Source organism: Kitasatospora papulosa, assembly GCF_000717245.1.
Classification (GTDB): Bacteria; Actinomycetota; Actinomycetes; order Streptomycetales; family Streptomycetaceae; genus Streptomyces; species Streptomyces papulosus.
Map to the genome: position 1 here is coordinate 1 of NZ_JNYQ01000013.1, position 12305 is coordinate 12305.

Consider the following 12305-nt stretch of genomic DNA (forward strand, 5'->3'; position numbering starts at 1 on the left):
TCCCTTTCCGGCGAGTCCGACTCTACCAGATTCTTTTTCGTTCCGTTTCCGGTCCGAATTCGATTCCAGCGGCCTGCGGAGTGGCCTTTGCCTTTCGGCGGGCCCGACTTTATCAGAGATTCTGAGTCGGATTTCCCGCCTCCCCTGGAGGGGCGACCAGGTACTCCCGGCGCACAAGTGCGCGAGGTGCTTCCCGTTCAGGCGGAATGGCAAACGTACTGGAGCGGGGCGCCTCGATGCAAATCGAGGCGCCCCGCTCCTGGTTGGCGGCCTGGCGGCCGCGCTCGCGTCAGACCTCGACGACGACCGGAAGGATCATCGGACGCCGGCGGTAGGTGTCGGACACCCACTTGCCCACCGTGCGCCGGACCAGCTGCTGGAGCTGGTGCGGCTCCATCACCCCGTCCTGGGCGGACTTGTTGAGCGCTTCCTCTACCTTGGGCACCACGGCGGTGAAGGCACCGTCGTCGATGCCGGAACCGCGGGCCTGGATGTGGGGGCCGCCGACGATCTTGCCGGACGAGCTGTCCACCACGATGAAGACGGAGATGATTCCCTCGTCACCGAGGATGCGGCGGTCCTTGAGGGAGGTCTCGGTGACATCGCCTACCGAGAGGCCGTCGACGTACACGTAACCGGCCTGGACCTTGCCGACGATCTTCGCCTTGCCGTCGACGAGGTCGACGACGACGCCGTCCTCGGCGATGACGATGTGGTCCTTCGGCACGCCGGTCAGCGCACCGAGTTCGGCGTTGGCCCGCAGGTGGCGCCATTCACCGTGGACCGGCATCAGGTTCTTCGGCTTGCAGATGTTGTAGAAGTACAGCAGCTCGCCGGCCGAGGCGTGGCCCGAGACGTGGACCTTCGCGTTGCCCTTGTGGACGACGTTCGCGCCCCAGCGGGTCAGGCCGTTGATCACGCGGTAGACCGCGTTCTCGTTGCCGGGGATCAGGGACGACGCCAGGATCACCGTGTCGCCCGGGACGATCCGGATCTGGTGGTCCCGGTTGGCCATGCGGGAGAGGGCTGCCATCGGCTCGCCCTGCGAACCCGTGCAGACCAGCACGACCTCGTCGTCGGGCAGGTCGTCCAGGGTCTTGACGTCGACGACGAGACCGGCGGGCACCTTGAGATAGCCCAGGTCACGCGCGATCCCCATGTTGCGGACCATGGAGCGTCCCACGAAGGCGACCCGGCGGCCGTACTCGTGGGCGGCGTCCAGGATCTGCTGGATGCGGTGCACGTGGCTCGCGAAGCTCGCCACGATGATGCGCTTCTGCGCGTTGGCGAACACCGTGCGCAGGACGTTGGAGATGTCCCGCTCCGGCGGAACGAATCCCGGAACCTCCGCGTTCGTCGAGTCGGAGAGCAGAAGGTCGATGCCCTCCTCGCTCAGCCGGGCGAAGGCGTGCAGGTCGGTGAGACGACCGTCCAGCGGAAGCTGGTCCATCTTGAAGTCACCGGTCGCGACGGCCAGACCCGCAGGGGTGCGGATGGCGACGGCGAGGGCGTCCGGGATGGAGTGGTTGACCGCGATGAACTCGCAGTCGAACACACCGATGCGCTCGCGCTGCCCCTCGGCCACCTCGAGGGTGTAGGGACGGATCCGGTGCTCCTGGAGCTTGGCCTCGATGAGCGCGAGGGTCAGCTTGGAGCCGATCAGCGGGATGTCCGGCTTCAGGCGGAGCAGGTACGGGACGCCACCGATGTGGTCCTCGTGGCCGTGCGTGAGGACGATGCCCTCGATGTCGTCCAGTCGGTCCCGGATGGTGGTGAAGTCCGGCAGGATCAGGTCGATGCCGGGCTGCTCCTCCTCCGGGAAGAGGACGCCGCAGTCGACGATGAGCAGGCGGCCGCCGTACTCGAAGACCGTCATGTTGCGGCCGATCTCGCCGAGACCGCCCAGCGGGGTGACTCGCAGGCCGCCCTTGGGGAGCTTCGGCGGGGTACCGAGTTCAGGATGCGGATGACTCAAAAGACTCTCCTTACCACGCGCGCCACGTACCGCTGAGGGCACGTGGCGCGCGTGTCATTCGTGCACTTGCTGTTGTCAGGTGGTGTTTCCGCCGCGAGTGTCCTCGCGTATTCAGTTGTGAAGTCCGTGGTCAGAGCTGTACCCCACCGGCAGCCAGATCGATCTTGAGCTGGGCCGTCTCCTGGGCGGTGAGTTCCACCAGGGGGAGGCGCAGCGGGCCGGCGGGGAGGCCCTTCAGGGTGAGCGCGGCCTTGGTGGTGATCACGCCCTGGGTGCGGAACATCCCGGTGAAGACCGGGAGCAGCCTCTGGTGGATCTCCGTGGCCTTCTGCACGTCTCCGCCGAGGTGCGCCTCGATGAGGGCGCGGAGCTCCGGGGTGACGACATGGCCGACGACAGAGACGAATCCGACGGCGCCGACCGAGAGCAGCGGGAGGTTGAGCATGTCGTCGCCCGAGTACCAGGCGAGGCCGGACTGGGCGATGGCCCAGCTGGAGCGGCCGAGGTCGCCCTTGGCGTCCTTGTTGGCGACGATCCGGGGGTGCTCGGCCAGCCTGACGAGCGTCTCCGTGTCGATCGGCACACCGCTGCGGCCGGGAATGTCGTACAGCATCACCGGGAGGCCGGTGGAATCCGCGATGGCGCCGAAGTGACGGAGGAGGCCCTCCTGCGGCGGCTTGTTGTAGTACGGCGTGACCGCGAGGAGACCGTGGGCGCCGCTGCGCTCGGCGGTTCGGGCCAGTTCGATGCTGTGCCGGGTGTCGTTGGTACCGACGCCGGCGACGACGTGGGCTCGGTCTCCGACGGCTTCCAGCACAGCCCTGACCAGCTGGTCTTTCTCCGCGTCGCTGGTGGTCGGGGACTCGCCCGTGGTGCCGTTGACGACCAGGCCGTCGTTGCCTGCGTCCACCAGATGGGTGGCGAGCCGCTGGGCGCCGTCGAGGTCGAGTGCGCCGTCAGCCGTGAAGGGCGTGACCATAGCGGTGAGGACCCTCCCGAAGGGGGTCTGCGGAGTGGAGATCGGAGCCATGGGTAACACGCTACTCGTTGCTCGGAGCGTCGCGCCCCCTCGGGGGGACGCGGAAGAGGAGCCCGGCACTGCCTGCTCGGGGGTTCAAGCAGTGCCGGGTCCGTTTGATCAGCCTAGATGAACTTCACGAAACGCCGCAATACGGACACCGCCTACGGGGCGACCCGTCCGTTTTTGTTGAAGGCGGCATGAGTGAGCGGCATCAGGGTCCGCCAGTGCTGTTCCATCTGCTCCCCGACCATTTCGATCTCGCGCTGCGGGAAGGACGGCACCTTGGCCAGCTCGTGCTGCGTGCGCAGGCCGAGGAAGTGCATCAGGGACCGGGCGTTGCAGGTCGCGTACATCGTGGAGAACAGACCGACGGGGAGTACCGCGCGGGCCACCTCACGGGCGACCCCGGCGGCGAGCATCTCCTGGTAGGCGTCGTACGCCTGGCGGTAGGAGTCCTCCATGGCGCGGGTCGTGAGCGCGTGCTGCTCCGGGGTTCCCTCGACGAATTCGTACTTTCCGGGGCGGCCCTGCTGGATGAGCTTGCGGGACTCCCCCGGGACGTAGAAGACCGGCTCCAGCTCCCTGTACCGGCCCGATTCCTCGTTGTAGGACCAGCCCACGCGGTGCCGCATGAACTCGCGGAAGACGAAGATCGGGGCGCTGATGAAGAAGGTCATCGAGTTGTGCTCGAACGGGCTGCCATGCCGGTCCCGCATCAGGTAGTTGATGAGCCCCTTCGAGCGCTCGGGGTCCTTCGTGACCTCTTCCAGGGACTGCTCGCCGGCGGTGGACACACGGGCCGCGAACAGCACGTCGGAGTCGGCTGCGGCTGATTTCACCAGGTCAACGGTGACATCGCTGCGGAAGTGGGCCTTGGTGGGCTCGGGGGTGTCGGTCACCGGCGGGGGTCCTTCCAATTGCGTCGCTCGGGCGGCGTCCACTCTACGGGCCTCGGAGAGGGCATCGGTCAGCGGGAAATTCTGGATCGGTTCGGCGATTCGGGGCACCGATCGGGCCTCTCGTACGTCTGACTCATTAGCAGCACCCGTCACAGAGTTCAAGGAGAGTTTCCTCATGTTCCGCCGGCGTGAATCCGTCCCGTTCTCGTTCGTAGCCGAGGCCGACCGGTTCCGCAGTAATGTCACTCCCCCTCCCCGCCGGCGCGTCAGCCGTTCGCAGCTGGCCGCTCGTTCCCTCGTAGGGCTGACGATGGTCGCCGGCTTCGCCGGATCGCTGCTCTTCGGTCTGCCCGCGCTGGACACCGAGCGGACGCCGTCCCACAGCCAGACGTCCGAGGCGTCCCAGCACCGCTGACCCGTACGGGCCCCCTGGAGTGGTCGGCCGGGGGGCTGCTCGGTAGCCTCACCGGGCACAGCAATCGAGCGTGCTTGTGAGTGAGGATCAGTCGTGCCCCTGCCCTTCCTGACGGCCGACCGCGCATTCGACGCGGATGCGGAGGACATCGCGCTGCCGTTCGACGACCACGACAGCTGGCGACGGCCCTACCGCCCCGGCCCCTGGCGTGTCGCGGCGGCAGCCGGCCTGCTGCTGCTGGCGTCCTTCGTGCTGCTGGCCGCGATGATCATCACCTTGGCCGGTTCGCTGTCCGGCGCCTCTGCCTGCTTCGTGCTCGCGGCTGCGATGATCGCCGCCGCGCTGCGGCTGCTGCGGGTCGGTGCGTGGGTGAGCCTGCACGGCGTGCGCCGGGTGGGCTTCTTCCGCACGACCACGGTGCCGTGGGCGAGCACGGAGGCGGTCCGCACAGTCCAGCAGCCGGTGAAGTGGCTCGGCTTCCCGCGCACCGTGCAGGGGCAGGCCCTGGTCGTGGTGCGCAGGAACGGCGAACCGCTGCCGCCGCTGGTCACCGATCACAACGCGGACTTCCTGGCCCGTGCCGAGGCGTTCGAGCGTGCCACGGACACCATCGAGGCGTGGGGCGACGAGTACCGCACCGGCTGACGACCGGGGCCCCTCGGGCCGCAAGGACACCCGCAAGCCGGTACGGCGCCGCTCAGGCGCGTACCGGCTTGTTCCTGTGCAGGGCGATGGCACGCTGCATCGCCTTGCGGGCACGCGGGGTGTCCCGCGCGTCCTGATAGGCCACCGCGAGCCGGAACCAGCAGCGCCAGTCGTCCGGGCTGTCCTCGGTCTCCTCGCGGCGCCGGGCGAACACGGCGTCGGCGGAGTCCCGGTCGATACGCCCCGAAGGTGTGCGCACCAGCTCGTCGACGGGGAGGCCTCCTTCGGCGTCCAGTTCGGCGGCCAGGCCGTTGGCCCGGCGCACGAACTGGGTGTTCTTCCAGAGGAACCAGATGCCGATCACCGGCAGGATCAGCACCGCCACACCGAAGGTGACCGTGAGCAGCGTGCCGTGCCGGATGAGCAGCACGCCCCGGCTGCCGGCCAGGACGAAGTAGAAGACCAGGACGGCAGCGGTGACGAGGTAGGTGAGCTTTGCGCGCATCGGGTGGGGCCCAGTCAGTTCAGGTCGAGGAAGTGTTCCAGGCCGAACGTGAGGCCGGGAGTGGTGACCACGCGGCGGGTACCGAGCAGGATGCCCGGCATGAAGCTGCTGTGGTGGAGCGAGTCGTGCCGCAGGGTGAGGGTCTCGCCTTCACCGCCGAGCAGGACCTCCTGGTGGGCGAGGAGCCCGCGGAGCCGGACGGAGTGGACCGGCACTCCGTCGACGTCGGCACCGCGTGCTCCGTCCAGCGCGGTGGCCGTGGCGTCGGGCTGCGGAGCGACGCCGGCCTTCTCCCGCGCCGCGGCGATGAGCTGGGCGGTGCGGGTGGCGGTGCCGGAGGGGGCGTCCGCCTTGTTCGGGTGGTGCAGCTCGATGACCTCGACGGACTCGAAGTAGCGGGCGGCCTGCTCCGCGAACTTCATCGTGAGGACGGCGCCGATGGAGAAGTTCGGCGCGATGAGCACACCGGTCTCCGGGGAGCCGGAGAGCCAGGTGTTCAGCTGCGCGAGCCGTTCGTCGGTCCAGCCGGTGGTGCCCACGACGGCGTGGATGCCGTGGCCGACGCAGAATTCGAGGTTCTCCATCACCGAGGCCGGTGTGGTGAGCTCGACGACGGCCTGGGCGCCGGTCTCCGTGAGGGTCTCCAGCGTGTCGCCGCGGCCGAGCGCGGCCACCAGCTCCATGTCGTCGGCGGCCTCCACGGCTCGTACCGCCTCGGACCCGATGCGTCCCTTGGCGCCGAGAACGGCCACGCGCAGCTTGCTCATGTGTGTTCTTTCCTTACGGGGTGGTGAGTGAGACCGCTTCCTGGAGGCGGTCGGCCTGCTTGTCCTTCAGCGGGCCGATGACCGAGAGCGAGGGCCGCTGTCCGAGGACGTCGGCCGCCACGGCACGGACCTCGTCCGGGGTGACCGCCGCGATCTTGGCCAGCATGTCATCGACGGACATCTGTTCGCCCCAGCAGAGCTCGCTCTTGCCGATGCGGTTCATGAGCGCGCCGGTGTCCTCCAGGCCGAGGACGGTGGAACCGGCGAGCTGACCGACGGCGCGGCCGATCTCCTCGTCGCCGAGGCCGTGCGTCGCCACGCGGTCGAGCTCGTCGCGGCAGATCTTGAGGACGTCGTGCACCTGGCTGGGCCGGCAGCCCGCGTACACGCCGAAGAGCCCGCAGTCGGCGAAGCCCGAGGTGTACGAGTACACGCTGTAGGCGAGACCGCGCTTCTCCCGTACCTCCTGGAAGAGGCGTGAGCTCATGCCGCCGCCGAGCGCGGTGTTCAGGACGCCGAGTGCCCAGCGGCGCTCGTCGGTCCTGGCCAGCCCGGGCATGCCGAGGACGACGTGCGCCTGCTCGGTCTTGCGGTTCAGGAGCTCGACCTTGCCGGCGGCGCGCAGCGTACGGGATCCCGCGCGCGGCGCCGTGGGGACGGCGTCGGTCCGGGTGAGGGCGCCCGCGCGCTCGAAGGCCCTGCGGACCTGCCGGACGACGGTGGCGTGGTCGACGTTGCCCGCGGCGGCCACCACCAGGTGGGTGGGGTCGTAGTGCTTCTTGTAGAAGCGGGCGATCTGCCCGCGGTTCAGCGCGTTGATCGTGTCGACGGTGCCGAGGACCGGGCGGCCCAGCGGGGTGTCACCGAGCATCGTGTGCGCGAACAGGTCGTGCACGCAGTCGCCCGGGTCGTCCTCCGTCATCGCGATCTCCTCGAGGATGACGCCGCGCTCGGCGTCGACGTCCTCGGGGGCGATCAGCGAACCGGTCAGCATGTCGCAGACGACATCGATGGCCAACGGGAGGTCGGTGTCCAGGACCCGAGCGTAGTAGCAGGTGTACTCCTTCGCCGTGAAGGCGTTCATCTCGCCGCCGACCGCGTCGATCGCGGACGAGATGTCGAGGGCGCTGCGCTTGGCCGTGCCCTTGAAGAGGAGGTGTTCGAGGTAGTGGGTCGCGCCGTTCAGGGTGGGCGTCTCGTCGCGTGATCCGACGTTGGCCCAGATCCCGAAGGTGGCGGAGCGTACGGAGGGCAGCGTCTCGGTGACGACCCGGAGACCGCCCGGGAGGACGGTGCGGCGGACGGTACCGATGCCGTTGGTGCCCTTGAGAAGCGTTTGGGTACGGGCGACGGCCCGCCCCTCCGAGGAGGGGCGGGCCGTCGTCACGGAACTACGGGACGTCACTTGTCGGTGTCGTCCTTCTTCTCGTCCTCTTCGCCCTCGATCACGGGGATGAGGGAGAGCTTGCCGCGGGAGTCGATCTCCGCGATCTCGACCTGGACCTTGGCGCCGACGCCGAGCACGTCCTCGACGTTCTCCACGCGCTTGCCACCGGCGAGCTTGCGGATCTGCGAGATGTGCAGCAGACCGTCCTTGCCGGGCATCAGGGAGACGAAGGCACCGAAGGTGGTGGTCTTGACGACCGTACCCAGGTAGCGCTCGCCGACCTCCGGCATGGTCGGGTTGGCGATGGCGTTGATCGTGGCGCGGGCGGCCTCGGCCTGCGAGCCCTGCTGGGCACCGATGTAGATGGTGCCGTCGTCCTCGATCGTGATGTCGGCGCCGGTGTCCTCCTGGATCTGGTTGATCATCTTGCCCTTGGGGCCGATGACCTCACCGATCTTGTCCACCGGGATCTTGACGGTGATGATCCGCGGGGCGTTCGGGGACATCTCGTCCGGGACGTCGATGGCCTCGTTCATGACGTCCAGGATGTGCAGACGCGCGTCACGGGCCTGCTTCAGCGCGGCGGCCAGGACCGAGGCGGGGATGCCGTCGAGCTTGGTGTCGAGCTGGAGCGCGGTCACGAACTGCTTCGTGCCGGCGACCTTGAAGTCCATGTCGCCGAACGCGTCCTCCGCACCGAGGATGTCGGTGAGGGCGACGTAGTGCGTCTTGCCGTCGATCTCCTGCGAGATCAGACCCATGGCGATACCGGCGACGGCGGCCTTGAGGGGCACACCGGCGTTCAGCAGGGACATGGTGGAGGCGCAGACCGAGCCCATGGACGTCGAGCCGTTGGAGCCCAGCGCCTCGGAGACCTGGCGGATCGCGTAGGGGAACTCCTCGCGCGACGGCAGCACCGGCACGATGGCGCGCTCGGCGAGCGCGCCGTGGCCGATCTCGCGGCGCTTGGGCGAACCCACGCGGCCGGTCTCACCGACGGAGTACGGCGGGAAGTTGTAGTTGTGCATGTAGCGCTTGCGGGTCACCGGGGAGAGGGTGTCCAGCTGCTGCTCCATGCGGAGCATGTTGAGGGTGGTGACGCCCAGGATCTGGGTCTCGCCACGCTCGAACAGCGCCGAGCCGTGCACGCGCGGGATGGCCTCGACCTCGGCGGCGAGCGTACGGATGTCCGTGACGCCGCGGCCGTCGATGCGGACCTTGTCCTTGATGACGCGCTCGCGGACCAGCTTCTTGGTCAGCGCGCGGTAGGCACCCGAGATCTCCTTCTCGCGGCCCTCGAAGGCCGGGAGGAGCTTCTCGCCCGCGATCTCCTTGATGCGGTCCAGCTCGGCCTCACGCTCCTGCTTGCCGGCGATGGTCAGCGCCTTGGCGAGCTCGGTGCGGACGGCCTTGGTGAGCGCCTCCAGGACGTCGTCCTGGTAGTCGAGGAAGACCGGGAACTCGCCGGTGGGCTTGGCGGCCTTGGCGGCGAGGTCGGACTGCGCCTTGCAGAGCGTCTTGATGAAGGGCTTCGCGGCCTCGAGACCGGCGGCGACGACCTCTTCGGTCGGGGCCTCGGCACCGTCCTTGACGAGCTGGATGGTCTTCTCGGTGGCCTCGGCCTCGACCATCATGATCGCGACGTCGCCGTCCTCCAGGACGCGACCGGCGACGACCATGTCGAAGACGGCGTCCTCGAGCTCGGTGTGCGTCGGGAAGGCGACCCACTGGCCCTTGATCAGGGCCACACGGGTGGCACCGATCGGACCGGAGAAGGGCAGGCCCGCCAGGATCGTGGAGGCGGAGGCGGCGTTGATCGCGACAACGTCGTACAGGTGGTCGGGGTTGAGCGCCATGATCGTCTCGACGATCTGGATCTCGTTGCGCAGGCCCTTCTTGAAGGAGGGGCGCAGCGGGCGGTCGATCAGGCGGCAGGTGAGGATCGCGTCCTCGGAGGGCCGGCCTTCACGGCGGAAGAAGGAGCCGGGGATCTTGCCGGCCGCGTACTGCCGCTCCTCGACGTCCACCGTGAGGGGGAAGAAGTCGAGCTGGTCCTTGGGCCGCTTGGAAGCGGTGGTGGCCGACAGCACCATGGTGTCGTCGTCCAGGTACGCGACGGCGGAGCCTGCGGCCTGCTTGGCCAGGCGGCCCGTCTCGAAGCGGATGGTGCGGGTGCCGAAGGTGCCGTTGTCGATCACGGCTTCGGCGTAGTGGGTCTCGTTCTCCACTAGTGATTTCTCCATACTCGTCGTCTTTCGTCCTGCCGCCCGTGTGGCGGAGGACGGTGCGGAGAAGCGCGCCGTGTGTGCGGGCCGGTCTTCGATCGAAGCTCCCGGGCGTTGCCCCGGGGGCCACTACCGAGGACCGGCGGCGGCCGTGGCGCGCCTCTCCTCGTTATGCTGTCGTGCTTCCAGGTTACTGAGCCGAACCCGGGTCACGCACGTACAGCAAAGGGAGCGGCCCCCTGGAACCGGGGTACCGCTCCCTCTCACAGCGTCCTTACTTGGCGCCGCCGGCCGCACCGCGGCGGATGCCGAGGCGGTCGACGAGCGCACGGAAGCGCTGGATGTCCTTCTTGGCAAGGTACTGCAGGAGGCGGCGACGCTGGCCGACCAGGATCAGCAGACCACGACGGGAGTGGTGGTCGTGCTTGTGCGTCTTGAGGTGCTCCGTCAGGTCCGAGATCCGGCGGGAGAGCATGGCGACCTGGACCTCGGGGGATCCGGTGTCACCCTCCTTCTGGGCGAACTCGGACATGATCTGCTTCTTCGTAGCGGCGTCGAGCGGCACGCGTACTCCTCTTGATGTTCGATGCGCCCACGAGTGCCCCTGGTCTTGATCTCAGGGGAGCTTCCGTGACTCGGAGGCGAAGGTCCGATGAGCGCAGCCCTCAGGAGGATTCCCGGAGGCGCGTACACAAACGGCCGTCACACAGCGTACCAGTCGCTGCGGGCCCGTCCGTCCGTGGTGCCGCCCGGGTCAGCTGGTGAGGGCCCGGATCGAGTGGTAGACGTCGAAGACCGCCAGGCACAGCGGCAGCAGCGTCAGCAGGACGAAGGCCTCCGCGATCTCCAGGAAGCGGCCCCAGAACGGGGTGACGCCCTTGCGCGGGACGATCAGCCCTATGGCGGTGATCAGCGCGGCGACGCCGGCGACCGCGGCGGTGAGCCAGATCGTACGGATGTCGAGTCCCGCGCTGTCGCCCTTCAGCGCCTCGCGGATCAGGTCGACCGGCGGGTTGAGCGACAGCCCGAGGCCGAGGAGCACCAGTGAGGCGAGGCCCGCGCCCAGGGCGCAGCCGACCTGGGCGGTGTAGCGGAACAGGTGGGCGCGCATCAGCATCGCGACCCCGGTGGCGAGCGCCAGGAGCTGGCCCCAGACGCTGTCCGAGAAACCGAGCACCGCCGTGGCACCCACGGCCACCAGCGCGCAGCCCCCGGCGAGGCCGAGGAGCAGCTCGTGCCCGCGTCGCGCCTGGGCGGCGATGCGGTCGGCGTCGACCGGGCCCTGCGGTGCCGGGTCGGACGTCCCGTAGTCACCGACGGTGGTGCGGGGCGGCTCGAAGCCGATGGGGAGGCGCGCGAAGCGGGTGGAGAGCCCGGGCAGGAAGGCGAGGAGGCCCACGGAGAGAGGGGCGCACACGGCGGCGGTCTCGGCCGGCTCCATGCCGGTCAGGATCGCGACGAAGGTCACCAGCACGCCGATGGCGGAGGCGAAGACGAAGGCGACGAACGTGCCGTCGCCCTCGGGGGCGGCGATCATGAGGATCACCGACGCCACCAGCACGGCGGCGCAGGCGAGCAGGAACTGCAGCCTGCCGACGCCCTGGCCCTCGCTGAGCGGCAGGAGCCCGGCACCGGCGACGGCGGAGTTGGTGAGTGCGCCGATGCCCAGCGCGATGGACGAGCCGCGGTCCGCGTAGACGCGTGCGCGTACGCAGGCGAGCGCGAGGAGGAGTACGGCGGTGACGGCGGCCAGGATGCCCGGGAGGCCGTGCATGTCGTGCCGGATGTCGGAGGTCCAGAGCACGAAGCCGAGCAGGACGAGCAGGACCGACCCGCCGAAGAGCCCGGCCGAGCGCATGAGGCTGTCGCCCCAGAGGGTGCGGTCCTTGGCGACCGCGGTGGCGACCGCGTCGGAGACGTCGTCGAAGACCGCGGGGGGCAGCGACTCGGAGAAGGGCCGCAGGGACAGGAGCTCCCCGTCGAGGATGCGCTGGCCGGCCAGCGTGCGCCCGCTGTCGAGGACGGTGCCGTCGCGGCGCACCAGGTGGTATCCGACCGGGGCGCCCTGGGCGGGGCTCTGGCCCGAGAGCCGCAGGATCTCGGGGTAGAGGTCGGCGACGGCGATGTCCTCGGGGAGCGCCACGTCGACACGGCTGTCGGGCGCGACGACCGTGACCCGGCAGAAGCCGGTTCCGTTGCCGGCCGGAACTCCGGGACCCGGCCGACCGGATCCGGTAGCCGCGGTTTGGGCCGTCATAGTCACGTGCTGCTCCCCCTCATGATGCTCATGGACTCCTGAAAACGCACCCCTGGATCGAGGGCTCGACCTGCGTCCCGAATGACCCGTTTTTTTGCGGTAGTTAGCGGATGCGTACACGCGTCGCGACACCCTACCGCCCTCGGGTCACCGGGCACGCCAGTAGGATCCTCCCGCGGACGGAACCCCGTCGCCACGGGGGCGCCGAT

General features: G+C 69.0%; 11 protein-coding genes. 2 read left to right on the forward strand and 9 right to left on the reverse strand.

Translation table 11 applies throughout. The annotated features are described in order from the left end of the window. Positions 1-289: 289 nt before the first annotated feature. From IA22_RS0127085 to thyX, 3 genes are all read right to left on the reverse strand, one after another. Positions 290-1975: a ribonuclease J gene (locus IA22_RS0127085; RefSeq protein WP_015578985.1), complete on the reverse strand. Its 1686-nt coding sequence runs from the start codon at positions 1973-1975 to the stop codon at positions 290-292. A 130-nt stretch (positions 1976-2105) separates the two neighbouring features. Continuing rightward, the gene (gene dapA / locus IA22_RS0127090) at positions 2106-3005 is read right to left on the reverse strand and encodes a 4-hydroxy-tetrahydrodipicolinate synthase (RefSeq protein ID WP_030125134.1); all 900 of its coding nucleotides are present in this window, start codon (positions 3003-3005) and stop codon (positions 2106-2108) included. A 152-nt stretch (positions 3006-3157) separates the two neighbouring features. Further along, positions 3158-3895, reverse strand: coding sequence for an FAD-dependent thymidylate synthase (thyX, locus tag IA22_RS0127095; RefSeq protein ID WP_030125135.1), 738 nt, complete (start codon positions 3893-3895; stop codon positions 3158-3160). 175 nt (positions 3896-4070) lie between these two features. Between thyX and IA22_RS0127100 the strand changes: the two genes are divergently transcribed. Beyond that, a complete protein-coding gene (locus IA22_RS0127100) occupies positions 4071-4310 on the forward strand; it encodes a hypothetical protein (protein ID WP_014153715.1) in 240 nt (79 codons plus the stop codon). Between the two features lie 93 nt (positions 4311-4403). Further along, positions 4404-4955, forward strand: a complete 552-nt coding sequence (locus IA22_RS0127105) for a hypothetical protein (protein WP_014153716.1) — start codon at positions 4404-4406, stop codon at positions 4953-4955. 52 nt (positions 4956-5007) lie between these two features. Here the strand turns inward: IA22_RS0127105 and IA22_RS0127110 are convergent, their stop codons facing one another. The 6 genes from IA22_RS0127110 to eccD all read right to left on the reverse strand — a co-directional run bounded on the left by IA22_RS0127110 (position 5008) and on the right by eccD (position 12096). Continuing rightward, complete coding sequence (locus IA22_RS0127110; protein WP_014153717.1) at positions 5008-5460, reverse strand: tetratricopeptide repeat protein; 453 nt, start codon at positions 5458-5460, stop codon at positions 5008-5010. 14 nt (positions 5461-5474) lie between these two features. After that, on the reverse strand, positions 5475-6227 hold the full coding sequence (gene dapB / locus IA22_RS0127115) for a 4-hydroxy-tetrahydrodipicolinate reductase (RefSeq protein WP_030125136.1): 753 nt from the start codon (positions 6225-6227) through the stop codon (positions 5475-5477). A 13-nt stretch (positions 6228-6240) separates the two neighbouring features. Then, positions 6241-7632: a M16 family metallopeptidase gene (locus tag IA22_RS0127120; protein ID WP_015578982.1), complete on the reverse strand. Its 1392-nt coding sequence runs from the start codon at positions 7630-7632 to the stop codon at positions 6241-6243. After that, a complete protein-coding gene (locus IA22_RS0127125) occupies positions 7629-9842 on the reverse strand; it encodes a polyribonucleotide nucleotidyltransferase (RefSeq protein ID WP_014153720.1) in 2214 nt (737 codons plus the stop codon). Before IA22_RS0127125 ends, IA22_RS0127120 begins: the two co-directional genes overlap by 4 nt. A gap of 271 nt (positions 9843-10113) precedes the next feature. Then, positions 10114-10404 (reverse strand): 30S ribosomal protein S15, encoded by a 291-nt coding sequence (rpsO, locus tag IA22_RS0127130; protein WP_003965855.1) that lies wholly within the window; start codon positions 10402-10404, stop codon positions 10114-10116. A 189-nt stretch (positions 10405-10593) separates the two neighbouring features. Next, complete coding sequence (gene eccD, locus IA22_RS0127135) at positions 10594-12096, reverse strand: type VII secretion integral membrane protein EccD (RefSeq protein WP_014153721.1); 1503 nt, start codon at positions 12094-12096, stop codon at positions 10594-10596. Positions 12097-12305 lie beyond the last annotated feature (209 nt).